At 31.0% G+C, this 26,558-nt stretch carries 24 protein-coding genes and 3 pseudogenes; 8 read left to right on the top strand and 19 right to left on the bottom strand.

Going from position 1 to position 26,558, the window contains the following annotated elements; all coding sequences use genetic code 11:
- Positions 1-131: 131 nt before the first annotated feature.
- On the top strand, positions 132-1,187 hold the full coding sequence (locus tag BS101_RS03705; RefSeq protein WP_073537601.1) for a cell division protein FtsZ: 1,056 nt from the start codon (positions 132-134) through the stop codon (positions 1,185-1,187).
- Between the two features lie 102 nt (positions 1,188-1,289).
- Here the strand turns inward: BS101_RS03705 and BS101_RS03700 are convergent, their stop codons facing one another.
- Entirely contained in the window at positions 1,290-1,688 is a 399-nt protein-coding gene (locus BS101_RS03700; RefSeq protein ID WP_242951394.1) for a hypothetical protein, read from the bottom strand.
- Positions 1,689-1,943: 255 nt separating this feature from the next.
- Between BS101_RS03700 and BS101_RS03695 the strand changes: the two genes are divergently transcribed.
- Positions 1,944-2,600 carry an HAD family hydrolase gene (locus BS101_RS03695; protein ID WP_073537599.1) on the top strand — a complete coding sequence of 219 codons (657 nt, stop codon included), beginning with the start codon at positions 1,944-1,946 and terminating at the stop codon, positions 2,598-2,600.
- A 93-nt stretch (positions 2,601-2,693) separates the two neighbouring features.
- Here the strand turns inward: BS101_RS03695 and BS101_RS03690 are convergent, their stop codons facing one another.
- The 5 genes from BS101_RS03690 to BS101_RS03670 all read right to left on the bottom strand — a co-directional run bounded on the left by BS101_RS03690 (position 2,694) and on the right by BS101_RS03670 (position 7,232).
- Entirely contained in the window at positions 2,694-3,788 is a 1,095-nt protein-coding gene (locus tag BS101_RS03690; RefSeq protein ID WP_242951393.1) for a zinc-dependent alcohol dehydrogenase, read from the bottom strand.
- A 19-nt stretch (positions 3,789-3,807) separates the two neighbouring features.
- Positions 3,808-4,818, bottom strand: a complete 1,011-nt coding sequence (locus tag BS101_RS03685; protein ID WP_073537596.1) for an NAD-dependent epimerase/dehydratase family protein — start codon at positions 4,816-4,818, stop codon at positions 3,808-3,810.
- 44 nt (positions 4,819-4,862) lie between these two features.
- A complete protein-coding gene (locus BS101_RS03680) occupies positions 4,863-5,369 on the bottom strand; it encodes a hypothetical protein (protein WP_083585644.1) in 507 nt (168 codons plus the stop codon).
- A gap of 130 nt (positions 5,370-5,499) precedes the next feature.
- Entirely contained in the window at positions 5,500-6,561 is a 1,062-nt protein-coding gene (locus BS101_RS03675; protein ID WP_073537594.1) for a HAMP domain-containing sensor histidine kinase, read from the bottom strand.
- Complete coding sequence (locus BS101_RS03670) at positions 6,558-7,232, bottom strand: response regulator transcription factor (protein WP_073537593.1); 675 nt, start codon at positions 7,230-7,232, stop codon at positions 6,558-6,560. The genes BS101_RS03675 and BS101_RS03670 overlap by 4 nt, the downstream gene beginning before the upstream one ends.
- Before the next feature lie 324 nt (positions 7,233-7,556).
- Between BS101_RS03670 and BS101_RS03665 the strand changes: the two genes are divergently transcribed.
- A complete protein-coding gene (locus tag BS101_RS03665) occupies positions 7,557-9,911 on the top strand; it encodes a type IA DNA topoisomerase (protein ID WP_073537592.1) in 2,355 nt (784 codons plus the stop codon).
- Positions 9,912-10,101: 190 nt separating this feature from the next.
- Here the strand turns inward: BS101_RS03665 and BS101_RS03660 are convergent, their stop codons facing one another.
- From BS101_RS03660 to BS101_RS24345, 7 genes and pseudogenes are all read right to left on the bottom strand, one after another.
- Positions 10,102-11,031 (bottom strand): aminoglycoside phosphotransferase family protein, encoded by a 930-nt coding sequence (locus BS101_RS03660; protein WP_073537591.1) that lies wholly within the window; start codon positions 11,029-11,031, stop codon positions 10,102-10,104.
- 229 nt (positions 11,032-11,260) lie between these two features.
- Positions 11,261-11,524, bottom strand: coding sequence for a DUF1062 domain-containing protein (locus tag BS101_RS24195; RefSeq protein WP_265874717.1), 264 nt, complete (start codon positions 11,522-11,524; stop codon positions 11,261-11,263).
- A 52-nt stretch (positions 11,525-11,576) separates the two neighbouring features.
- Positions 11,577-11,786, bottom strand: a complete 210-nt coding sequence (locus tag BS101_RS24190; protein ID WP_278335276.1) for a DUF1062 domain-containing protein — start codon at positions 11,784-11,786, stop codon at positions 11,577-11,579.
- A gap of 203 nt (positions 11,787-11,989) precedes the next feature.
- Positions 11,990-12,112 (bottom strand): annotated as a pseudogene (locus BS101_RS24350) (hypothetical protein); the annotation flags it as partial.
- A gap of 232 nt (positions 12,113-12,344) precedes the next feature.
- Positions 12,345-14,234 (bottom strand): endonuclease MutS2, encoded by a 1,890-nt coding sequence (locus BS101_RS03645; protein WP_073537589.1) that lies wholly within the window; start codon positions 14,232-14,234, stop codon positions 12,345-12,347.
- A 614-nt stretch (positions 14,235-14,848) separates the two neighbouring features.
- Positions 14,849-15,130 carry a hypothetical protein gene (locus BS101_RS03640; protein WP_073537588.1) on the bottom strand — a complete coding sequence of 94 codons (282 nt, stop codon included), beginning with the start codon at positions 15,128-15,130 and terminating at the stop codon, positions 14,849-14,851.
- A gap of 332 nt (positions 15,131-15,462) precedes the next feature.
- Positions 15,463-16,410, bottom strand: a pseudogene (locus BS101_RS24345) (DUF3231 family protein); the annotation flags it as partial.
- 472 nt (positions 16,411-16,882) lie between these two features.
- Here BS101_RS24345 and BS101_RS03630 point away from each other — a divergent pair.
- The 3 genes from BS101_RS03630 to BS101_RS03620 all read left to right on the top strand — a co-directional run bounded on the left by BS101_RS03630 (position 16,883) and on the right by BS101_RS03620 (position 19,786).
- Entirely contained in the window at positions 16,883-17,113 is a 231-nt protein-coding gene (locus BS101_RS03630) for an AbrB/MazE/SpoVT family DNA-binding domain-containing protein (protein ID WP_073537587.1), read from the top strand.
- A gap of 103 nt (positions 17,114-17,216) precedes the next feature.
- Positions 17,217-18,290 carry an acyltransferase family protein gene (locus BS101_RS03625; RefSeq protein WP_242951391.1) on the top strand — a complete coding sequence of 358 codons (1,074 nt, stop codon included), beginning with the start codon at positions 17,217-17,219 and terminating at the stop codon, positions 18,288-18,290.
- 290 nt (positions 18,291-18,580) lie between these two features.
- Positions 18,581-19,786 carry a MerR family transcriptional regulator gene (locus tag BS101_RS03620; protein WP_073537585.1) on the top strand — a complete coding sequence of 402 codons (1,206 nt, stop codon included), beginning with the start codon at positions 18,581-18,583 and terminating at the stop codon, positions 19,784-19,786.
- A gap of 183 nt (positions 19,787-19,969) precedes the next feature.
- Here the strand turns inward: BS101_RS03620 and BS101_RS03615 are convergent, their stop codons facing one another.
- From BS101_RS03615 to BS101_RS03595, 5 genes and pseudogenes are all read right to left on the bottom strand, one after another.
- Positions 19,970-20,461 (bottom strand): GNAT family N-acetyltransferase, encoded by a 492-nt coding sequence (locus tag BS101_RS03615; RefSeq protein ID WP_073537584.1) that lies wholly within the window; start codon positions 20,459-20,461, stop codon positions 19,970-19,972.
- Positions 20,462-20,603: 142 nt separating this feature from the next.
- Complete coding sequence (locus BS101_RS03610) at positions 20,604-20,963, bottom strand: cupin domain-containing protein (protein ID WP_073537583.1); 360 nt, start codon at positions 20,961-20,963, stop codon at positions 20,604-20,606.
- Entirely contained in the window at positions 20,933-21,331 is a 399-nt protein-coding gene (locus BS101_RS03605; protein ID WP_073537582.1) for a GNAT family N-acetyltransferase, read from the bottom strand. Before BS101_RS03605 ends, BS101_RS03610 begins: the two co-directional genes overlap by 31 nt.
- Positions 21,300-21,500 (bottom strand): annotated as a pseudogene (locus BS101_RS03600) (DUF2975 domain-containing protein); the annotation flags it as partial. The pseudogene BS101_RS03600 and the gene BS101_RS03605, both read right to left, overlap by 32 nt.
- 10 nt (positions 21,501-21,510) lie before the next feature.
- Positions 21,511-22,077: a cyclase family protein gene (locus BS101_RS03595; protein WP_073537580.1), complete on the bottom strand. Its 567-nt coding sequence runs from the start codon at positions 22,075-22,077 to the stop codon at positions 21,511-21,513.
- A 329-nt stretch (positions 22,078-22,406) separates the two neighbouring features.
- Between BS101_RS03595 and BS101_RS03590 the strand changes: the two genes are divergently transcribed.
- On the top strand, positions 22,407-23,612 hold the full coding sequence (locus BS101_RS03590) for an NADP-dependent isocitrate dehydrogenase (protein ID WP_073537579.1): 1,206 nt from the start codon (positions 22,407-22,409) through the stop codon (positions 23,610-23,612).
- A 124-nt stretch (positions 23,613-23,736) separates the two neighbouring features.
- Here the strand turns inward: BS101_RS03590 and BS101_RS03585 are convergent, their stop codons facing one another.
- Positions 23,737-24,768 carry a hypothetical protein gene (locus tag BS101_RS03585; RefSeq protein ID WP_322977210.1) on the bottom strand — a complete coding sequence of 344 codons (1,032 nt, stop codon included), beginning with the start codon at positions 24,766-24,768 and terminating at the stop codon, positions 23,737-23,739.
- 327 nt (positions 24,769-25,095) lie between these two features.
- On the opposite strand from BS101_RS03585, the gene BS101_RS03580 reads away from it, so the two are divergent.
- Complete coding sequence (locus BS101_RS03580) at positions 25,096-26,433, top strand: MFS transporter (RefSeq protein WP_073537578.1); 1,338 nt, start codon at positions 25,096-25,098, stop codon at positions 26,431-26,433.
- The last annotated feature ends 125 nt before the right edge of the window (positions 26,434-26,558 follow it).

The following is a 26,558-nucleotide window of genomic DNA, read 5'->3' as shown; positions in this document are numbered from 1 at the left end:
TAAGTAAAAAATATTATTAGTTTAAAAAAATATAAGGTTATTCTGACTTTTTTCGATAATAAATATAGAAAATACAAGCTAGTATTAAAGTGAGATATGAAAAAATTAGTTTTAAATAAGGGAGCGTAATTATGGAAAAAGGTAAAATGTTATTAGTTGCATTAGGTCAAGGTGCCGGAAATATTGTAGATGGATTATTAAGTAGAAATTCAAGATACAATGGGTTATTTATAAATAGCAGTTTATTTGACATTAAGCCATTGAAAAACGCAGATATGGGAAAAAATGTGTATGTATATCCAGGAACAGATGGTTCGGGAAGAGATAGAACTAAATCTAAAGAAATGATAAGAGATAATGCCAATGCTATAGGAACATTATTAAGCAAATATCCTTTAACAGAAGTAGTTGTAGTACTTACAACTATGGCTGGAGGAACGGGCTCTGGAGCAATAAAAACCTTTGTACAAATAGTAAAAAAAGTACTACCAAATTCTAAAGTGAATGTAGTAGCTATTTTACCTAGTTTAAAGGAAGATGAGTTAGCATTTAAAAATACAATAGAATGTTGGAATGATATAAATAGCATAATGGATTTGATAAATGACGTCAAATTTGTAGATAATAATAAAAGAAATACGTATAAAGAAATTAATAATGAAGTGATTGAAAGTTTAGATTTAGCCTATAACATAGTAGGTATCCATGCCGATGGCAGCATTGACAATAAAGATTCATTCAGAATAAATACGGCAGATGGGTCGGGACTTATTTTAAAGTTGTATGATGGTTTAAAAGATGTTAAAACCGCTATTGATTTAGCAATAAAAAATAGTGTATTTGTCCAACAAGATGTATACGATTGTGACTATTTAGCCATTAATTTAAAAATTGACGGATATGATCCCTATGAAGTAACTAAATTATTTGAGGTTTATAGAAGTACATATATAACATATAATAAGAAAAATAATATAGTTGTTCTTGGAGGATGTGAAACTCCCACAGAATCAATAACTTTAATAAAGATGGCCTTAGAAGATAAGAATAAAAGAAAATTATCAAGAACTAAAAAAAGAAGTGTTATTATTGATTTAGATACAGATAGCAAAGAAAAGGATGAAGAATTAGACGTATTTAATAACAATGACCTTAATAATTTATTGGAAGATAATTATAATTTCTAGATCTATTATTTACTTTTAAAATATCAAAATATAAATATTATATATCAGATATCAAGTAAAAGTAGTGGGTTATAAATACCAAATGACCCCCTCTTGTCTCCATCACTCAAATTCACAATTATAACCGTACTCAAAAAATTCGGTACGGTTTTTTGCCATATTATCACCTAAAACAGCATTAGTAATATATGATTCATTACATACTTTTTTAATAGCTTCCTTTGACATCTCTAAGTCTCCATAGGGCATATCTACACCAAAAATACATTTTAGTGGAACTTCATTTACAGCTATCTTCAAAATAAGTGTGGAAAAATAAGCAGATGTATCAAGGTATAAATTTTGATTCAATCCAACGGGGACAGTGCCAAATCCTACATATCTTGATGGATATTTATGAATTACCTCTTTAAGTTCATCCATCGACTTAGCTTTTGCATCTAACAAAGAATTTCTTTTTCCAGATACAATATCATTTAAAATTTCCATCTCGTTTTTCAAATTTTCCAAGTTATCTGCTTTTTCTGGGTGTATTTACTTTTTATGCTTTTTTTATTTATAAACAACAACGCCAGTGTCAGATTATCTGTGTAGACAAGGGTGCCTTACATTAAAATAAGTTATAATTCACAGTGTGTATGGTTCATTGAGAAAAAACGAAATAGAAGAGGAAAGGCAGTATTATGATGTTTCACATATTCCTAATTGATAGTATAATCAATATAACTTGAAAAATTATAAATGGAGGAATAAATATTGAGAAAATATAGACATGCTATCTTTGATATGGACGGCACAATTATGGATTCTATGCCTGTATGGAAGAATCTTGGAAAAGATTATTTAATAAAAAAGGGAATTAAAGTTCCAGAAAACTTGAATGAAGTTATAAGTGCAATGTCTATGACAGAATCAGCCAACTATTTTAGAAAAGAGTTAAAAATCATGGATTACCCTGAACAAATCATTTCTGACATGAATCAATTAATTAGGGATAAATATAGGTATGAGATACCATTAAAACCATATGTCAAAGAATATCTTTCATATTTACAGAAAAATAACATAATAATGTGTGTAGCCACAGCTACACCAGTACAATTGGCAGAGTTAGCACTGAAACGTCTGGAAGTGTTACAATATTTTTCTTTTATAGTATGCTGCGATGAGGTCGGCTCTGGAAAAAGCAAGCCGGATATTTATTATCTTGCTCTAAAGAAAATGAAAGCAAGTATAACAGATACCATAGTTTATGAAGATGCCGACTATGCAATCAGAACAGCAAAAAATGCAGGTTTTTATACCATTGGAGTATATGATGAATATGCATGTAAACCAAAAAAAGAAATACAGCTACTTTGTGATAGATATATAGATTCTTTTGAATGTTTATTAGAATTAGGCGATCTATAAATTTTTGTATAAGAAAAGCCCTTGAAATCAAAGTTTTCTCAGACTGCTGACAAAATATGTTTGCCAGCAGTCTGATCCATAAATTTAAATTTATTACTCCATATTCAAAACAACTTTGATTGCTTTATCTGGGGAAGATGCCATTTCAAAAGCTTCTTTTGCATCTTCTAACTTGAATACATGCGTAATAATTTCTGTTACTTTTGAATTATTCTGCGAAAGATTATCAATTACTTCATTGATGTCTTCACTTGTATATCCTCTTGAACCCATTAATACACATTGTGTACTCATAACTTCATGAAAACGGATTGATACTTCTTTTTTATGTAATGCAACACAGGAATATCTTGCATGCTGTTTCGCATGTTTCATAAATTCATCAACAAATTCTGATACTCCTGCACAATCAATTACTACATCAATATCTATTACTGAATTTTCCGTAACCATCACCCTTCCGTCTTTCATGTCGATACGATGGTTCTTATTTGCCATAACACCAAAGTATTCTTCTAAAAATTTCTCAGTAGATTCTATCCCCTGCTTTGAATTAAAACCAATACCTCCCATTTTTTCAACAACCTTTAAACGGTTATCATCCATATCCAATACGGCAACTTTTTTATTCCCTCGTGCCATAAGACTGCTCATTGCACAAAGGCCAATCGTTCCTGCTCCTATAACTAGTACATTTTCATCCGATTTTACCTGCGGTGTATTTTTTCCATGAGTTCCAACACTGAATGGCTCAATTAAAACCGCATCATCATAGGAAAGATTATCTGGAAGGATATACAGATTATATCCTTCCTTTGCATTTTGGACTCTTACATACTGGGAAAATGCCCCGGCCATATCTGCTTCATATGGATTTGGTGTACAAAATGTCGGATCAACAAATACCCTTGACCCTACTTCCACACAAGTAACATTTTCACCTTTTTCATATACATAGCCAACCATTTCATGGCCAAATTCTCGTCCTGGGTAAATTGCAACTTTTTCTCCACCATACAGATATCCGGTTACATCCGATCCACAGATACCTGCTCTCATATTTCTTATAATTACATCATCTTGCCCACAGATAGGAATCTTCTTTTCTTGCAATTCTACATGCTTAATCCCTTTGTAAATTAAAGCTTTCATAGTTAATTTATTTTTATTTCTTCTCGTTTCATACATAATAATTCTCCTTATCATTCTAAATTTTCCTTTCCATTTTCAGCCAACGAACCTCATCACTGATTGTTTCTTCGAATGGACGGCATTTAAATCCAAGTTCATGGACTGCTTTACTACAGTTAAAATTATTATTACGTGTCAGGTTATAAATTGCAAAACCTGTCAACCGTGCTGGCTTTCCTGTGATTTTATTGACAACTCCCATTACTTTTGCCACAACTTTTGCTACAGGTACTGGCAGAATCCTTGGATTGTAATTTAATCCTGCTGCACGATTTATCAACTTAAACATATCCTGCATTGATACAAGATCATTACTCATAATATAACATTGTCCACGTCTTCCTTTATCACAGCAGGCAATTACTCCCTCTGCCAAATCGCGAACATCAACACTATTAAATGTTCCTTCAGTACATGCTGGCATATTACCATTTGCGTACTGCATTATAAAATCTGCAACTGGTCCAAAAGAATAATCATTCGGGCCACAAATTCCACTTGGATGAACAAGGGATGCATCCAGCTGCGGATACTTTGCCAATGCATCTATTACTAACTGTGAAGCTTCTGCTTTAGTAACAGAATAATAACCAACCAGTCCTTCTATTCCAAAATGAGTTACTTCCTTAATTGGCATATTACCAGGAAGTTCTGGAATAGCTCCGGTAGAGCTAATATACACCAGTTTTTTAACCTGATGTTCTACACATTTATCAATGATATTCTGAGTTCCACCTACATTTACGGCATGAACCTTCCCATTAGGGTTTGGATCCAATGTAACGATACTTGCACAATGGATAACATAGATATCTGTGCTTTCAGATACTGTAAAAAATTTTTGTAAAGATTCTGTGTCCGTCACATCTCCACTTACAAGTTCTACTTCTTCCGGTATATATTTAACTGCCGGATCTCCATTTAACACAAGTGCCCTTACCTGTTCTCCACGATCAATCAATTGTCTTGATACATTGCTTCCTAAAAGTCCTGCTGCTCCGGTTAATAAATAAATCCTATTATTCATATCTAAATTCTCCTCTATGTTTATTAATAATATTGCAATAATAATTAATTTAAAAGGTTTGATGCCTTTTCACAAGATTCATATATTACATCATAATTCTGATCAATTATAGCAACTGCCTTGTTAATACTCTGTTTTTCAATTTTTTTATATAAGAAGTATGGCAAAATCCATCCGATAAATCCTGGAATTGCAAGAATGACACATAACCAAATTGCACTTGCTAAATATGCAAATACTGAACCTGCCATAAAAACGGTTCCTATAAGTCCTATTCCAAGTGAAGCAGCCACAGCATTTTTTGTTTTTGATTTTTCCAGACATTCTATAGATTTGAATGCTTCTTCACACTTTCTCTGCAAATCACATAACGCTGTACGGTTCTTAATCTTTCGGTCACGCTGCAATTTCACTGTTACAGTTCCAATGCCATTACTTGTACTTACAATTGTCCATCCCAGTGCACGATAACAATCACTACAAAGCGGTAACAAATCCTTATTAACATTCACATCCAGATATTCATTCATAGTAAAATTTTTCTCGTTCATATTATTCTCCTTAATTTTTATTTGATATCTCTATAATATCCTGCAAATATTCCATAAGGTTAAAGTTTTGTTAAAGTACTGTTAAAAACAAAAATCTCCCACAATATTTCATTATGAGAGATTTCACATATTATAATTTAATTGTCACCATAAAGATTGTTCCATTTCCAAGTTTACTTTCAACTGTAATATTGCCATCCACAAGGGCTATAATACGTTTTACAAGAGCTAATCCCAGTCCATATCCTTCACGAGAATGTGATGTATCTCCTTGGTAAAATCTATCAAAAATACTGTGTATAGTTTTTTCATCCATACCACAGCCTGAATCACTTATGGATACAATTGCAATATCATTTTCTACCTTTAAATTCACCATCACCGAACCCCCAGGTTCTGTAAATTTAATGGCATTTGTCAATAGGTTGTTCCAAACGATTTCTAATAGGCTCTCATCTGTAGTAATAACCACTTCCTCCAAATTTGCATCAAATTCGATAGACTTTTCTTCAAATTTTTCTTCTAATGCCAGTATACAGCAACGTAACTGTTCATCCAGTGAATATGTTTCACCGTGTATGATTTCCTGATTTTCTAATTTATTCAATCGGAGTATATTCGTAATCAATGCTGAAAGTTTTCTTGTAGATTCAAGGATTGTTTCCAGGTATTCTTGTCTTCGTTCCCCTGATATATTTCCATTATGCAGTACAGTTGCATAACTTTGAATAACAGATAGCGGCGTCTTTATTTCATGAGAAATATTTGAAATAAAATCACCTTTCAATGTTTCAATAGTAGCTAATTCTTCCACCATTTTATTAAAATCATCAATTAGTAACTCCATTTCATCCTTTTTTCCATCTTTACGCTCAGAAGCAATACGTACTGTAAAATCTCCAACTGCCACTTTTCTGGCTGCCTGACCAATTTTCCCCATTGGTTTTGTATATGCTGTATATTTAATCCACCGTATGACTCCGCTGACAATAAAGCATATCATCGCCAAATAACTGCCGATACCCAGCACCATACTCCATGGATTTGCTTGTTCCGCCATATATGCATCATTGATAAGAACTGCGCCTGAACAACAAAGTAAAACCGTACCTAAGATTACTATATACTCTTTCCAAAAAGAATGTTTTGCATTTACTCTTTTATCTTTTGGTTCCTTATATTTAATTTTCAAGTCTTTATCACCACTTTGTACCCAAGACTACGCACCGTTACAATTTCAATGTCCTCACATTCTGCAAGCTTACTTCTCAATTTTGTAATGGAAACATCCACTGTACGAGGGGTACTTTCACTTTCTATTCCCCAAAACTCATCCATCAGCTGCGTTCTGGTAAAAGTCCGCTTTGGATAGGATAAAAGCTTAAATAAAATTTTAAATTCCCGAACAGTTAATGGTACTTCCTCTCCATTCAGGTATGCCATATTTTCATCTGCATTCAAAGTTAGTGAGCCAACCGCCAGCTTACGTTCACTGGCAATATTAGCACGCCGAAGAAGTGCTTCTATACGCATAAGTAACTCATCCAGCTCAATAGGTTTTACCATATAATCATCTATTCCAATATTAAATCCCTTTTTCTTCGAAGAAATATCGTCCCTTGCTGTCATAAAAAGAATTGGAATATTTTTATTCTGTTTTCGCACAGTTTCAGCAAATTCATATCCATCCATTTCAGGCATCATTATATCCGAAATTATCATACCTATCGTATTGTCCATCATTTTATCAAAAGCCTCCGTAGCCGTTTTACACCCGATTGCATGATAACCATTATCGTTTAAATAGGTACATACAATATGATTAATCTTTATATCATCTTCAACTACCAGTATGTTAATCATGCTTTCTCCTCCTTCATATTACAAAATTAACTATAATAAAGATTTCACCTTTTTTCAATCAATTCTTTGAGCTTTATGCTAGAATTATTAATATTTTTAAAAAATAATTTATGTTATCAAAGGTTTATAGTTAACTTTTTTTATTATAAAATACTGTTGTTAAATAAATGTTAAACAACGCTGTGATTTTTTCAATTAACAGAACTTTAAATATAAATGAGATATCTGACAATTCGCTTGTAAAAGTATTCTATTAGACTACATAAGTGAATATAATCAATTTGTGTTAGGTATAATGAATATAGATTAGAAAAGGAGTAAGAAATGAAATTGATAATAGCAGAAAAACCAAGCTTGGCATTGAATATTATTAAGAGTATTGGAAATATGAATAGAAATGATGGATACTTTGAAAATAAGGATTATTTAGTCACTTTTGCTTATGGACACTTATTGAGGTTATATGATGTAGATAACTATTTTAAAAGGGGTAAAACTAAATGGAATCTAGATGAACTACCATTTGTACCTGAAGATTTTAAATTTAAAATTAGAGAAGATAAAGGAGTAAAAAAGCAATATGAAGTTATAAAGAATTTGATAAGGAGAAATGATGTTATTGAAATAGTCAACTGTGGTGATGCAGATAGAGAAGGCGAAGTAATTGTAAATAATATAATCAGTAGGATTTTTAAAGAAGAAAACATTAATAAGCCTGTTAAGAGATTATGGCTTCCAGAACAGACTACACAAACCATAAGACAAGAACTAAGAAATTTAAAAGATAATGGAGATTATAAGAACTTATACAATGAAGGGCTTGCAAGGACGTATTTAGACTGGACATATGGAATAAATTTAACCAGGTATCTAAGTATAAGATCACAAACCTTTTTACCTGTGGGTCGTGTTTTAATACCTATTGTAAAATTTATTTATGACAGGGACATGACAATAGAAAATTTTAAGCCAGAAACTTATTTTGAGATAGGAGCTGTCATTAAAAAAGATAATTTAGCGATAAAAGCTAAATTAAAAGATAGAAGATTTTCAGCAGATGAAAGAGAAAAGGCAGAGAGTTTATTGAATAGCCTAAAGGATAAAAAAGCTGTAGTTGATAAAGTAGAAAAGAAAAAAGTCAAGAAACAGCCACCTAAATTATTTTCTCTTGATACACTTCAGAATAAGATGTTTAAACAATTTAAGATGTCACTAGATGATACTTTGAAACATTTACAAAAATTATATGAATGTGGATTTACCACATACCCAAGAACTAATACGGAATATTTAGCAGAAAATGAAAAAGAAAAAATAAAAAGTATAATTGAAGTAGTAAAAGAAAAATTTAATGTAGATATAGATTTTAAAGATAAGAAAAGGATATTTGATAACAATAAAGTAGAATCCCATAGTGCCATTACCCCGACTACAAAAATACCGGAGATAGAGAAATTAAGTGAAGATGAAAAAAAAGTTTATATTGCAATAAGAAATAGGTTTATAAGTAATTTCTTAAATGAAGAAACAATAATAGAGGAAACATATGTAGTAATAAGAATAGATGATGAAGTTATAGAGCTTAAAGGAACTGTAATTAAACAAGAAGGATTCTTAAAATATGAAAATATGAAAAAAGAAAATGAATTACCTGACTTTGTAGAAGGTGAGGAATTAGATACTAAACTTTCAGTGGATGAAAAGCAAACTCAAAAACCCAATAGAGTAACGGAATCGGAATTAAATAATTTTCTTAAAAATCCTTTTAAGAAAAAAGAAGTTCAGGACTTAGAGAGTACAAATGATGATGAAGAATACAAAATGATACTTGAAGGCTGCGAGATAGGCACTGTTGCAACCAGAGCCGGAATAATCAAAAATGCCCAAAAGTATGAGTATATAAAAGAAGTAAAGGAACATTTTAAATGTGAGAATAAGGGTATACAGCTTATCGAGGTACTAGAAAGGTTAAATATTGATTTAGATAAAGGAAAAACAGTTGAATTTGGGAAACAGCTTAAAAGGGTTTATAAGAATGATATAGAAATAAATACAATAATATATAATGTAAAAAGTGAATTAAATAATATAATTAGAAATGGAGATGAAATTAAAATCGATAGAATAGAAAGTAAGAAATATGAGAGCATGGGGGTATGCCCAGTATGTGGTAAGGGTAATATTATGGCCAATAAATCTGGTTATGGTTGTAGTAGGTGGAAAGAAGGTTGTAAGTTTTTTATAGGAAAGCAGATAGCAGGAAAAAACATAAGTGAATCAATGGTAAAAAAGCTTATAAAAGATAAAAAGACGAATGTCATTAAAGGATTTAAGAGTAAAAATGGAAAGAGTTTTGATGCAGTATTGATAATAAAAGATCAAAGTGTAGCATTTGATTTTAGTTCTGAAAATAAAGGGTTAGGAACATGTCCAGTGTGTGGAAAAGGTAATATTGTAGCTAATAGATCGGGGTATGGATGTGATAAGTGGAAAGAGGGCTGTAAATTTTTTATAGGTAGCAAAATAGCAAGTAAAAGTATAACGGAATCTATGGTTAAAAAGTTACTAAAAGATAAAAAAACTAATCTTATAAAAGGATTCAAAAGTAAGAATGGAAAGGAATTTGATGCATTTCTAATTATAAAGGATAGTAAGATTGTTTTTGATTTTAAAGAATAAATGACAAAAAGACCTTCTTTGACACTCTTGCAGTCTTCTACAACTGTCAAGAAAAGAGGCGCAAATCCGCCGCATAAAATAATTCCATTATAATATAATTTAGAATTCATGTCTTCAAAAAAATTATAAATACATGAATCTTTTTGATATGCACAAAATTATGCTGAGATAGTATTTACACTTAAATCTCCTATAATTTAAATCTGTATTTATCTTTATTTTGTAAATACCATTTTGGAATTATTAAGTTAAAATTATCGTAATGAGTGAACGCTTGAAGACAACGTTTGGTCATTCCATCAACTTCTTTTTGTCCAAATTTTTCTGCCCATTTAATTGAATACAAAGACGCATGTGCCACATATACCGCCTGTACTTTCCAAAAATCAGTTGGAGGGTCTCCATCAAAGTATCCTTGAATTTCTCCTACTGAGAACGCAATACTATATTCTACATCAAAACTTTGAACCTTGTAAAACTCTTCATATTTATCACCACATTCCCAACGGTTAAAATCTATAACTCCAATCGTTTTATCAGGTGTATATATTAAATTTCCCACATGAAAGTCACCGTGTTCATAAACAGGCGATGACTTGCACAACATATCAATATTGTTTTTTACAAATGCTATGGCAGTTTCATCATTTGAAATTCTGACAGATGAATCTTCATACTTTTGTAATTGTAATAACTTTTTAGAAATTTTATTTACCGAAGGAACATCTTGTGGTTCAACTAGAATACTATGAATTTGTTTTAAAATTTCACCTGAATGTAATCCAAGTCGATATTGTTCTATTTGAGGTAAAGAATGCAACTTTTCTTCAAGTGAATGACCTTCTATCCAATTTAAAAGCATATAAACATTTTTGTACTCATTAAAATACCCAAATTCTATGGCTCTTGACATTTGAAAATCAAGTGTGTTAAATTTCTTAATGACCTCAAATTCTTTCTTTTTTTGTTCATAAGTATCAGCAGTAGATATACGAAGTAAGTATTTCATATTTTTATTATCTTCTATGTAATATTTTTCATCAGATGACCAACCGTATTCTATTTTTTTAATTTTTATCCATGTATTTGAAATTGTTATATCATTAAAATTGTAATTCATTATACACCTCCCAAAGTATATTTGCCTCTCATTTTTTACACTTATGACACAAGTTAATAATGTTACGAAGCTTCAATAACCACCCATTATATTATTTAAATTATCTTTACTTCACAATGTTCTACATTTATACAATATATATTAGATTAATACTTCTTCAAAAAACAAATAAATCCTCCTTTCAAGGAGGAAAATTTATAGATTTATCAATAATCAATATAGTTTCTGCTTACAATCTGCATTTTTTCAAATCAAGTCCGCTATCTCCTCGAATTGCTCCACTGGCTATCATCTGTTTAAAAGCATTTTGAGATAAATTTAATTTTTCTCGCAACAAAGCAGATATTTTAAGCTTAGACGGAAAGGGACTTTTTATATGCAATTCTACAGGAGTGTTTAAGTCAATATTGGCTCCTAGTATTGTATACTTGGGAAGACCGACTTCGCATCCATTCTTCCGTATTAACTCTGTATCCATAGCATATTTTTTCACAAGCTCTTCATTATTGCTATGGAATTTATCTAATATTTCGGGGGCAATACTCTTAAGGATTGATACGTGAGCAGATAGTCATATTCCAAGTAGAATCGCAATCTGAACATCTATATATTAACCATATATCTAAATATTTGCGTTGGGCATTTATCCGAAACAATCCAGAGCAAACATGTTCTGTCTTTTTAGAACATCTCTTACAATACCTAATTACAGGTGGTGAAGACAGATACTGTATATTCCAGATTACCTTTTGCATGAAAATTGCTCCTTTCTATTATAATTAAATAGGAAGGATAACAGGTGGATTATTACAAACCTTTTTCATTATAATTCCTCCTAATCTAGTATTTTTTCCAACTTAATTGTACCAACTGCTCACACAAAGCTAAACCTTAAAGACAGTTAGTAAAAGAAAATAAGCCAATACAACAATAAAATTGCATTGGCTTATTCCAAAAGTTAATAACTATTTCTTTGTATTCGTATTATCCTTTGAATACTTTTCAAGGATAAAAAATATTTTTTAGATAAATCTTGTGAACTACAACCCTCCAAATGATCTTTATAAATCTGTGTATTTCGCTGCTGTAATTCTTGGCAGGTAGATGTTCTGGCTCCCCATCTTTATTTTGTAAAGTTCCAATACCTTTACTTTGATAAGAAGGTAATACTCCAAGAGGACCCATGCACAAAACTTGAAACTCTTCATTATCTTCATTAATTATCTTTGCTTTCGAGTAAATAATATTACCAATAGCTACTTCCCCATCACATGCAATAAAATCTAACTCTCGAATAAATGCAATTAGCTATATTATTTCAAATGATTTTTTTTAAGTTTCTTTAAAGCCTTCTTAGATCCTCTTTCTATATCCCTTTCAAGCTTTCTTTCCTTGAAACTAACAAATAATTGATTTAAATCATACCCTTCTGGATATAGCTCTGAAGCTTTAATTTCTAATTTTAACCTTTTGCAATTTACATTAACAAATTCTTTATTAAATAAAATAGTTACATTATTATCTATATCCATTTCTCTGTAAACAATGGCACTTTCATTCTTGTCCATCCAAAGAACCTTATCTCCTACAGCAAATTCATAACTTTCACCTTTATCTTCTTGAATATCTTTTTTCTTTATAATTTTGCTATCCCTTATTAATTCATAATTATAATTCTTACTTTCTATATATCTTCTAGTTCTTTCAATTATATTATCTGAAATACCCATTTTCTTTGATATATAAAGAGCATTACTATCTCCTGTCTTTCCTATATTAAGCTTATATAATGGATCTAATGTGTCACATCTAAACTCCATAGCTGCATTTTCAAAGTCTGGATGCTGCTCCGAAAAGTTTTTAATCTCTCCATAATGGGTTGTTGATACTGTTATACAGCCCTTATAATACACTTCTTCTAAAATAGCTATTGCTAAAGCTGCCCCTTCATTCGGTTCTGTTCCACCGCCAATTTCATCAAACAACAATAATGTTGACTTATTACTTTCTTTTATTATATATGCTAAATTCTTCACATGGGATGAAAAAGTACTTAAAGCATTTTCTACACTTTGATTATCACCTATATCTACAAATATTTTGCTAAATATAGCAACTTCTGTGCCTTCTTTAGCCTTTATATGAAAACCTGATTGAACTGCAAGAGTTAACATTCCTAAAGTTTTTAATACTATAGTCTTTCCTCCCGCATTAGGTCCTGTAATTATTAATGATCTATAATCTTTTCCTATTTCAAAATCTAAGGGTACTCCATTTTTAATTAAAGGATAGCCTCCCTTAACTATTTTTATATAACCATGCTCATTTATTTTAGGTTTTATTCCTTCTATGTCACTACTATATTTTGCTTTTGCCAAAACCATGTCATACTCAGCTATTACATCAATATTCATCTTAATTTCTCTTATTCTATCATATAGCATTTCTGTTAAAGTAGCTAATATTTTATATTCCTCTATAGACTCTTCAACTTTTAAAGCTGATAGCCCAGAAGTGTATTTCACCACTACATTTGGCTCTATAAATACAGTACTGCCCTTTACTGAAGTTTCCACAATTTCACCCTGAACTTGATTTTTAAAGGCAGCTTTTATAGGTATCGTATATTTTCCATTTCTTTGACTTACAAAAAATTCTTGTATATACTCTTTATTTGAAGGATTTTTTAGAAACTTTTCAAGCTTTCCTTTTATTTGACCTTCACATACATCAATTTGCTTTCTTATTTTTTTTAGCTCCTTTGAAGCATTGGCATCTATTCTATTTCCTGATATCGATATATTTATTTCCTCTTCTATATAACTTAAATCTGTTATATTTAAGCTATATGAACTTAAAGTAGGAGCATAACCTTCCTTATCCTTCATGAATGATTTAAGCTTTCTGCAGCCTCTTAAAAAGTTTTCCATGGTACTTAAATCCTCTGGATCTAATGCTGCACCCTTTTCCATTTTGTTTACAAGTGGATTTACATTAAATATTCCATCGAAAGGTATATGATAAGAAGCATCTAAAAGTGTCCTTCCTTCAGAGGTTTCATCTAACCTTCTATTTACTACCTCTATATTTGTACTCGGCTCTAGTTTATCTATTAAGGATTTACCCAAGCCGCTTGCGCAATATCCTTTTACTATCTCCTTTAATTCATAATAATGTAATTTTTCTAATGTTGTATTATCCATTTTAAAATTCCTTCCCCAACTTTATTCAAGCCGACGAAACCTAGATAGATTTCATAGTATTAATTATCAAGTGATTCTTAGGTTCAGGTGGAGTTTGCTTATGAGAACTGCTTTTCTCCAGCTGAACCTTAGAAGAACTTATCCAGGCGCGTAGCACTGCTTATCCCTCACTTTGATAGAAAAGCAGAGAACCAAAATTTTTAATTTTGTGTGAATCGCTTTCACAGAGTGCGATGGTGGTGTTAGCAATGGTAGCGATCGGATAAAATAAAAAAGCCATGGATACTCCACAGCTTTAATTGCAAACTTGATAAAGGGTACTGCACCCCAAAGTAGTTTCGTGGACTTGTATCTATAAATAGTAATTAATTCCATAACAATTAAAGGTACTGTACCCTCAATTTTAGAATCAATATTAAGTTACCTATTTTAGATACTAAACACTCACAAAATTACCTCTCTTTTTGAAATCTATCTAATATCAAATATTATATACCAAAGTATACACTTTATCAACTTCATTTAATATTCGTTTTGTTTTGGAGATGAAAAAAGAGCCCCTAGCTTAAGGCTCTCTAAAATACTCTAATTATTTAGTTAAAATAGCATAGAAATCACTCTATACTCTCAGGGTTTTCTTCTTCTCCCTGTTGTTTTAAATACCATCTTGATGCATTAATTTTCTGGTTCGAATTACCGGCAAATGGTTCAAAACTTTTTATTACCCTATCTTCTTCTTGAAGTTGACATAAAGCATCATAAATTAAAGAAGCATCATCTATTTTTAAAAGAAATTTTAAAGTAGTCATTGGGCATTCACTTAACCTGCTTATATAATTATGTTTTTCTAGCATGTCTAATATTTCTTGCCTTAAATTCTCTTTATCCATGTACATTCTTTCCTCCTAAATTTTTACATCCATTAAATTTCTACAAAATAAGCACCCTAAATGACGAGTGCCTATTTTATATAATATTATTTTTGAAGGGATATAATATTAACAACATTATTTTTTATTTGTTCTAAGACTATTTCCTTAAAGTACTTATAATTATACACAGTATTTGTTACAATCCAATGTCCTACGTAATAACTATTTGTAAATAATATAAAAATAGACACCGCCTTAACAGTGCCTATTTCTGACATATACATAATATAAAGGATTTCTCATAGATTACAGATTATAAATAATACAATATTAAAATTATTCAATATTTAGCCACTTCATATTTTAACTAATTTTTCATGACTTATAGCTTGTGGTGGTTGTTCAAGAAACTTATTATCATTCATAATATCTATACCATCTTTAGTATATTTCATAATCTTAACTATGAGTTTAGTATACATGCCTTCTAAATCAGCCCTCATGCTTTGTGCTATTGCTGCTCCCTTACTACTTACCCCTGCCGCTGTCATTATCAAAGCATGGTACAACATCAATTTTTCCGAAAACGGTGACTCAGTTGAATCCGTTACAAAAGATTCGGAGGTAGTTGGAATCGGAATATCTTCATCTACTAAAATTGATGTTAATTCAGCAATTATTTCTTGACCTAAATGCTTACCTTCAAGGAAATACGCTGAAATCTTTTTATCTCTAGAAACCTGGCTAAAACCTGTTGCAAGAGCATCTCCTATTATATCTGCAGAAATAAGCGAAAATATATGTGTTATTTCCCTAGCTAGTAATGCGCGCTTTTTTTCAAAAATATTGAATATAAAGCTTTGACTTCCCACAAATTGAACTTCTTTAGGAATTTCTATATGCGGTGCCCTTATAAAAATACCTTTTGATAATCTTAATTCTGCTGCTTTATTATACAAGCCTATATACTCAGTGATACATTTTGAAAAGTACTTTCTAATATCTGAACGAGCTATTTGATTTAAGGTAAGGGTATAATCGTGCATTCCTACTCTTGCTATAAAACTAATATATGCGGCATAGAAAGTATCACTAAATAGACGTGGCGAATTTATGTTTACATCCTTATCAGTAAATCCTTGAGGTATCGGTAACCCTTCCTGATTAAATATATCTGTAATTATTGAAATATGTTGAATTGATAAATTTAAAGTATGCTGTAACAATGTTTGTATATCATTATCTTCTACATTATTAAGAAACTGTCTAAGAACACATATTAATAAGCTATCACTCATATATGAATCCCAAAGACCTTATATTTCTGATGAAACTAACTTTATATTTTTTAAATCTGGCATGAAAATAACCTCCTAGTTTAATGTATTATATAAATTAGCTTCTCCGAATATCAACACTTTATGTAAACTACACATTGTGTTTTCATTTAAAGTGGTATTTATTTTAAATGTTACTTTATTCAATTACCAAAGCTCCTCATTTATATTTGTTATGTCGCTTTATGAAAACTGTGAATTAAATAATAAGTAAACTATATCATTATCTGATTACAATTACCCATTTTTCGTCTTAGCCTGGGTTTTGTAGGAAATGTTGGTGATACCCAAGTAATTATTATGGCTTAATACCGGCGGCTGTGTCATTACTAAAATGTTTAAAATCTTGACTTTTTAAAATAAATAACTATAATAAAGTTATATAAATCATACAAATCATACTTTTAATATTATACCAACAACGAATGGAGGAAATAATATGAAGCACCCAAACGACAAGTATGCATGGACAGTAAAAATTGGTGAAAAAGGACAATTTGTTATCCCAAAAGAAGCCAGAGATATTTTTGATATCAAGCCTGGCGATACTATTATAGTTCTTGCTGATAAGAAGAAAGGTATTGCTATACCTCCAAAATCACTGTTCACAAAACTGACCAAAACAATTTTTGACGGAGACCTTCCAGAAAAGGAGGATGACGAAGAATGAGTGTACTTGAAGTAGAAAATCTGTGTAAGAAATACTCTGCTATTTTAAAGAATAATGTCGCAGCTGTTATAAATTCAATCATATGGAAATACAGGAGTTAATTATGAGAAAAAATTATTTGGATAATATTCGTTGGGGTATTATCATATTAGTTGTTATTTATCATATAATATACATTTTCAATAGTGTAGGAGTAATATCTAATATCGGGGTAAAGGGAATACCGCAGATGGATGTAATGCTGTATTTTATATATCCATGGTTTATGGCTTCTTTATTTTTAGTAGGAGGAATATCTGCACGTTATTCTTTACAAAAGAGAACTGGAAAACAATTTGCAAAAGAGCGTGTCAAAAGGCTGTTAGTGCCTTCGATTGCAGGTATTTTTATTTTGGGTTGGATAAGTGGTTATGTTACAAATCATTATGTAGATATGTTTGGTGGCAAAGGAGATCTTATTCCAGGTTTTATAAAATATCTGATTTATTCACTTTGCGGAATAGGACCTTTGTGGTTTGCACATGAATTATTTTTAGCGTCTATGATATTGTTGCTATTTAGAAAATTTGATAAAAATGATACATTATGGAAAATATGCAAAAAAGCAAATATGGCAATTATCTTATTGTTGTTCTTTGCAGTATGGGGAAGTTCTTTTATTTTAAATACACCTCTTATTACTGTATATCGCAATGGTATCTATATTTTTATGTTTTTACTCGGATATTACGTTTTTTCACATGATGAAGTGCAGGAAAGACTGAAGAAATGGCATTTACCACTTTTAATTTCTGCAGTTATTTGTGGAATTATTTATACAATTTATTATTATGGAGATAACTATACCACTGCAGCCTGTTTACAAAGCCCATTCACTAATTTTTACCTATGGATAATTATTCTTGCAATTTTAGGTTGTGGAAATGCATGGTTTAATGGAACAAATCACTTTACAGAATATATGAACAAAAGAACATTCGGAATATACGTGCTGCATTATCCAGTTTTAATAATGAGTGCATATTTATTAACCACATATTTGCAATTGCCAATGCTGTTATATTATTTTATTTTATTAGTCATTGAAATTATGGCAATGCCTTTTCTATATGAAATAATAAGCCGTATCCCTGTGCTAAGTTTCCTGATTTTAGGAATATCAAAGCATTCCAGTTAAAAAAGTAAATAATGTAGATTATTAGTATAATCTAATTTGCAATCTTCTTATTTTATACAACATTAAGAGCTGAAATGCTCTTTTTTGTTCTTTATATTTTTACAAAATGTTTATTTAGGGTTTAAGTGAGATTAATGATTTTTAGAATTAAAAATTTTTTAAAGTGTTGACCCTAACACTATGTCATAGTGTAATATAAAAATAGAGTTTGAAAATATAAACTAAAACTCACAGCCGGCAGAGTATCGGGCAGTATTGACAGCTCTAAAATCAAAGTTGGAGGTAAAGTTATGAGAACAGTAAAACAAGTTTCGGATTTAACAGGAGTAAGTGTGCGTATGCTTCATCACTACGACAAAATTGGATTATTAAAACCAACTAAATTAACAGAAGCAGGCTACAGGATTTATGATGATGAGGCTCTTGAAACTTTGCAGCAGATTTTGTTTTTTAAAGAACTTGATTTACCACTGAAAGAAATTAAAGAAATCATAACTAGCCCTCACTTTGATAAGATGAAAGCACTAGAAAGTCATAAAAAGCTAATCGTTTTAAAAAGAGATAGATTGAATAGCTTGATAGAACTTATAGATAAAACTTTGAAGGGAGCCAATACGATGAGTTTTAAAGAATTTGATATGACTGAATATTATAATGTATTAGAAGAATTTAAGAAAGAAAATAAGGATAAAGTAATTAGAATTTATGGTAGTATAGATAATTATAATGAATTTATTAAAAAATGTAAATCTAAGGAAGCTGAGATCGCTAAGGATGCTATAAATCATTATGGAAGTATAAAAAAATTTACTGAAGCTTTGAAGAAAAATTTAAATAATAGTCTGGCAATAACTAAATCAGAACAAATTGATAAGTTTAAAAAAGATTGTCTTTATGATAAGCATCCCAAATTAAAAGAGCTATATAAAAAACTTACAGCTGATTTAAGTAAAGATCCTTCTTCAGTGGAAATTCAACAAATTGCTGGTGAGGTAACTAATATAGCTAAAAAAGATTATGAAGCTTTTAAAACTAATATGGGAGACTATTATTGGTACACTATGGTACAATTTTACTTAGTATTTCCTAAGGAAATAAAAATTGATAAGAAATATGGTGGAAGTGGTATATCGTGGCTAGAAGAAATTGATAAGAAATATGGAGAAGGTGCGTCTAAATTTATTGGAAAAGCTTTAAAAATTTATTTGGGGGATTATGAACCTAAAATAGAAACTCTATATAAAAAGCTTAGATCTAACTTAAGTAAAGATCCCACTTCAAAAGAGATCCAGCAAATTGTTTCTGAAATAGCAAATGAGAACCGAAAAATACATGAAACTTTAAAAGTAGATGAGGGAGAAAATTATTTGGGGTATATTGCAGATTTTTATTTATCAAAGCCTGAATTTATAAAAGCAACAGATAAAAAATATGGAAATGGTGCATCTAAATTTATTGGAGAAGCCCTAAAGTTTTATGCTGAAAATAATAAGTAATGAATTAAAAGGGTATGTTAATCATATGATAATAGGCTAAATACCCAATATGACATATCATAAGGGACTGTTGCACTAAAAATTAGTGCGACAGTTCTGAACTAAAAAATAAGAAGGTATGTCATTAAATTACATTTGTGATACAAGTTAAGAATATTATGTAATAATCTTTAACCTTTATTTCTATACCTTTAATCCATAATATAAATGTGAACATACTTCTCCGTCAAAATCTGCAACTTTAGGTAGATAGCCCCACTCTTTAAATCCAAATTTTTCGAGTAACCTTATACTTGGAATATTCCACTCCAATAATATAGCTATCAAGTTTTTTAAGTTTAATTCTTTACTTTTTTCAAGTGCAAATTCCATCATTTTTGTTCCAATCCCTTGCCTTTGATAGTCATTATGTATATAATAACTGATTTCCGCAGTATATCTCATAGCTCTTCTTCCTTTACGATAACCAGTAAAATGTAGATATCCTACAACTTTATTATCAATTTCATATACATAGAGTGGATATTCTAAACATTGATGTTCCTGAAACCAAGAAATCCTTTCTTCCACTGAAAAAGTATCCATGTCAGCAGTACAACGATGTGTTTCAATTGCTTGGTTATAGATTTTCACCATTTGCTCTAAGTCCTTGTATTCAGCCAATCTTATGCTCATACTTATTTCTCCCATTCCCGTTATTGTTCAATTTGACTCATTTGCACTGTCAGTTTTATTGGATAGATATTTAATAATTCCTCTATACATCCAATAAAGGCCTTGAATCAACCTTCATAGAAAGCAATATGATCGAGCTACACTAAATTCTATCAAGTTTCTCTACTGTTCTTTCATTTTTAACATCTCCAGTATTTAATGTTGTTTTTGCTTCAATTAACATTGCATGCACTTCTTCTTTAGCAACTGGCATATGTTCAATTCCCTTTGGAATAATAAGAAATTCTCCTTGACTTAAAATGACATCCTTATCCCTAAACTTAACAATTAATGACCCTTTTAAAATATAAAACATTTCATCTTCGTTTTCATGAGTGTGCCATAAAAATTCACCACTAAGTTTAACAATTTTTACATAAGAGTCGTTAATTTCACCTAAAATTTTTGGACTCCAATGCTCGTTAAAAAGATTCAATTTTTCATAAACGTTGACCTTATCCATTTAAACATCTCCTTAAATCCATTTTTTTCATAGAACCTATGTGCTGCTAAAAATTGAGATGTTGTTCCTAAAAATATTCTACTAAAATTTTCTTGTTTTGCCCAATCAAGTAATTGCAAGAGAAGGTTACTGGATACTCCTATGTCTTTTCCTCTATTATATTCTTGTTTAACAAACATTTTTCTAAGTGTAGCATTTTTATTACCAATATTCTTTATAGCAATAGTTCCTATAACTACCTGGTTATCAACAGCTACCCAAAAATTTCCGTTGTTTTCCCGATAGAAGGTATCTATATTTGCTAAATCTGGTTGATCATCTGCTGTTATTGGTAACTTATATTCTTCCTGCTGAATCTTTAAAATCATTTTCCGATTTTATATCAATAGCATCTTGTAAAAGTCTTTGAAGAACAGCAGCAAAGACTGCAATCACAATTGAGACAAAAATAAAAATGATTGGAAATCCCATGAGACCTGGAGCGTCGTCTGCATCCGCTATAGGAACTGCAAATGGTATTAGTACTACATATATAATTTTGTATTAATTATTCAACCTCAGCTACTACTCTACAAGGCAATCCTGTCATACCTGAAAAATTAATTGGATAGGTGTTTGCTGTGAACTTCATTATATTTTTTCCATTTAAAACCTTACCCAAGTTACAAAGGTTCTCAATAATAAATATACCTTTGTCAGCACAATATTGGTCTTTGCGTGTATGCTCAATACCACGTCTTACTCCTGCAAAGTCAATACCAATAATTGAAACTCTACGGTGAATCAACTGATCAATTAACTCATCTGATAATTGTGGGTGTAATGTAAAATAAACCTTTGTGCCATAATCTTCCTCTTCTATGAAGCCTGTATAAAAAGCAATAAACATATCCGCTTCAATAAAATTAATATCAATATCCGACACATCAATATCTCTGTCAAATATCCCACTTACATCAAATACTATACCTTTTCTCTTTGTGAACACCAATGGAAACTCTTTATTCATTACATCAAAATGAGTACCCAAATGACCAAAAGAAACCATTTTTTCATTATCTAAAGCATCTTTATTAGATGACCTAGTAACCTTTACGCTTAAATCAATCAACACACTATCACTCCTTATTTTAATTTATTTATCTGTGTCTTACAGAATGTCACTTGAAATATTTATCAAGTGAAACTTTGCTTTTTCAGTTAATTTATAACAGACTTCTTTTTTATTATCTCTACATTTATAGTTTATAATATATCCACTAATTAATAACCATTTTACTAATAGCACTTCTGATCAAATTGAATGTATAATATAAGAATAAAACTGACGTTAGTAAAATACAAGGCTAACTTGCATGTACTGTCTATTTCTTTTATAATAAAATATATTTGGTTAAAAAATACATGAATACATAAAAAATATAAATGAAGAGAGGACTAATAATGACTGAAAAGATTAGAATGAATGTACCTTTAGTAGAAATGGACGGAGATGAAATGACTAGAATCATCTGGAAGATGATTAAGGAGTTACTTTTGGAACCATACATAGACTTAAAAACTGAGTATTATGATCTTGGACTTGTTAAAAGAGACGAAACTAATGATGAAATAACCATTGAAGCTGCAAATGCAATAAAAAAATACGGTGTTGGTGTAAAATGTGCTACTATAACTCCAAATGCTAAAAGAGTTAAGGAATATGACCTTAAGAATATGTGGAAAAGTCCTAACGGAACAATAAGAGCAATTCTGGATGGTACAGTTTTCCGTACACCTATTATAGTGAACAGTATAAGGCCTCTTATGAGAACATGGAAAAAGCCTATTACAGTTGCAAGACATGCATATGGTGATGTGTATAGAGATGTAGAGTACAAAGTAGAAGAACCTGGTAAAATGGAATTGGTGTTCACCTCTGAAAAAGGAGAAGAAACAAGACAAACACTTCATGTTTTCAATGGACCAGGTGTTGTAATGGGAATGCATAACCTTGATAAATCTATTGAAAGTTTTGCACGCTCCTGCTTTAATTATGCATTGGATATGAATCAAAATTTATGGTTTGCTTCAAAAGATACGATTTCCAAAACCTATGATCATAGATTCAAGGATATATTCCAGGAAATATATGATGCTGAATACGATGCTAAGTTTAATGATGCTGATATAGAATATTTTTATACATTAATTGATGATGCTGTTGCCAGAGTTGTAAAATCAGAAGGGGGTTTTATATGGGCATGTAAGAATTATGATGGCGATGTGATGTCGGATATGGTTGCTACTGCTTTTGGAAGTCTTGCAATGATGACTTCAGTACTTGTGTCACCTGAAGGCTATTATGAATACGAAGCTGCTCATGGTACTGTACAAAAACATTATTATCAGCACCTTAAAGGACAGTTAACCTCTACAAATTCCATGGCTACCCTATTTGCATGGACAGGAGCTCTACGAAAAAGAGGAGAAATAGACGAAATAAATGAATTAGTTGAATTTGCAGATAGACTTGAAACTACATCTATTAGAACTATTGAGGAAGGTATTATGACTAAAGATTTAGCTCCACTTTCAGAATTGAAAAATAAGAAAATAGTTAATACTGAGGAATTCCTTTTAGAAATAAAGAAAAAATTAGAACAGTAGTATTAAAGAGGATACTATATTCTTAGTGTGAGTGCTTTCCTTTTTACCAAATGATTCTTATCTTAGGTTCAGATGAAGTTTGTACATAAAGAATGTTTTTCTCCATTTGAACCTTAAAATAATACTAGTTAGCTGTATTCTCAGTCGTTTCATTTGATGATGTTTGTGAATTTGTATTTTTAGTTGTCTCATCTGATGATGTTTTGGAATCTGTATTTTTAGTCGTTCCATCCGATGATGTTTGTGAATCTGTATTTTTAGTCGTTCCATCTGATGATGTTTTGGAATCTGTATTTTTAGTCGTTCCATCTGATGATGTTTGTGAATCTGTATTTTTAGTTGTTCCATCCGATGATGTTTGCGAATCTGTATTTTTAGTCGTTCCATCCGATGATACCTTTGAGTTTATATCTCCATTTGTGTTATTCGATGAAGTTTTCGAATCTGTATTTTTAGTTGTTTTATTTGATGATTCTGTATTGTCAGTAGACTGTTGGTGAACAGTGGTTTTATCGGTAGTTTTTGCACTAGTAAATAGCCCTTTAAAATAAAATTTTCCTAAAATTCCAATCATAATAACGAGTATAATGGATGTAATGGACACCAATGTTTTTTTATTGAAAGACATTGGTTTAGTTTTTCTAGTTTTTTTAGAAATTTTACCATTTATATTTTGGGGTCTATCAGACAATAAAGATACCTTGCCTGTTTTTCCTATAGAACGTATTTCTTTAAATTTTTCAGGTGATCTAATTGTAATAAAAGGTTCGCTTTGCAATCCATCTTTGTCCTCTATATATAATGTAACTGAAAACTTATCCTTTTTACTTAAAAAAGGTATGGAAACATCTAAAACATTATCTTTTATTGAGGAGTGAAATTTTAAACCCTTCGTTATTTTGGCATCTGTAATTTGTAAATTGTTTTTTAAACTTTGTATATTTATAGTTAGTTCATGAATTATTTTATTTGATGCATTTGTTATAGTAACTACATACGCATGAATCTTTTTGTTATTTATCTTTATAGGTACACCATTTCCAACATTGCATAATATCTTAGGTGCCAAGCTTTTATAGTGGTCTAGCAGCCACCCAGATATAAATGATATTATTATAGTTACAACTGCAGTTTTAATAAAAGTTATCATATTCATCTTCGCTTCCTTATTTTTTCCATTATGTAACTAAATTATAAAATAGATATATATCTATGTCAAATTCTAAAATTGATCCTTAGCAATTCGTAATATACAGATTCCATTAACAATTAACTGCTATTCTTCTAAATAAATTAATAAAGTTATTGTATTTACACTTATATATACATTATAATATAGATGTTAACGTTATAAAATTTATAGTATCTAGAGGTGAATATTTATGTAGTAAATTGTTATTATTACAGACATAGTGATAGTATTACATAGAACTAAAGACACTGGATAAAAAAATATATAAATACAGAAAGCGAGATGAATTAAATGAGTACTATTTCGCAAAGAATCGAAAAGTTGCCAGTTACACCTATGCTTTGGAAAGTGCTATTCTTAGCAGGTATAGGCTGGTTGTTTGATGCCATGGATCAGGGTATGGTATCTGGCGTAATGGCTGCAATCGGAAAATCATGGCAACTCACCCCTGCTGATCTCGGTTTATTGGGAAGTGCTTCCGCAGTGGGAATGGCCATTGGTGCTGCCGTAGCTGGAATGGCAGCTGACAGGTGGGGTAGAAGAACAGTTGTTACATTTACTCTTGTACTATATGGATTGGCTAGTGCCGTATCCGGGCTCGCCCCTAATTTTACTGTACTGCTCTTCCTAAGATTTTTAACTGGATTGGGCTTAGGTGGTGAACTGCCGGCAGCGTCTACTTTGGTTAGTGAATTCTCCCCTGCTAAGGCACGTGGTCGAATGGTTGTTTTACTTGAAAGCTTTTGGGCTTGGGGATGGATTGCTGCAGCTTTAATTGCTTACCTTTTAATTCCTGTTTATGGATGGCGTATTGGATTTTTCTTGGGAGGAATACCGGCACTATATGCGGCTTATCTGAGAAGAAATATTCCAGAATCTCCTCGATATCTGGAACAAAAAGGACGTTTCAAGGAAGCAGATGAAATCGTAAGTAAAATGGAGCACCAGGCTGGGATAAATACCAGTGAAGTGGCTATAGATGACCAGATAAAAGGGAAAATAAGTGTCACAACCCTTTCAGATTTATGGAATAAAACTTATTTTAGGCGTACTTTTGTGTTATGGATTTTATGGTTGGGTATTAATTTTGGTTATTATGGTTTTGTTTTATGGACTCCTACTTTACTTGTGGGCAAAGGTTTCAGCTTAGTAAAGGGCTTTCAATTTATATTAATTATGAGTATTGCACAGTTACCAGGATATTATAGTGCTTCCTACCTAATAGAAAAAATTGGCCGTAAGCCGGTTTTAGTAGTTTACCTTATAGGCACTGCTCTGTCATCATACTTATTTGGTCAAGCAGTCTCTGTAACTACTGTGCTTGCTTTCGGATGTTTACTCTACTTTTTCAGTCTAGGTGCCTGGGGGGCTGTATATGCTTATACTCCAGAAGTTTACCCTACGAGTGTAAGAGGCAGTGGAGTTGGTTGGGCAGCTGCAATTGGTCGTATTGGCGCTATTGCTGCTCCTTATATAGTTGGACTAATATATGAAGCTAAGGGTAACCAAGTTGGCTTCACTTATGTATTTATCATATTAACTATAGTATTTGCAGCAGTTGCTGTAGTAGTTGCTATAATAGGCATTGAAACTAAAGGTAGAACTCTTGACGAGATTAATGTATCTTAACTGGAATTAAATATTTCAGAACAAACATGGACTAATTCTAAAAATAAATATAACCAGTTAGAATGTGGACCTTGTCCACATTCTTTATTATCTTTTAAATTGTAGTGGTATATTTTAATATAATT

This window comes from Clostridium kluyveri (assembly GCF_001902295.1).
Lineage (GTDB): Bacteria > Bacillota > Clostridia > Clostridiales > Clostridiaceae > Clostridium_B > Clostridium_B kluyveri_B.
Note: the sequence above shows the minus strand (reverse complement) of the source record. Positions and strands in the feature narration are given on the sequence as shown.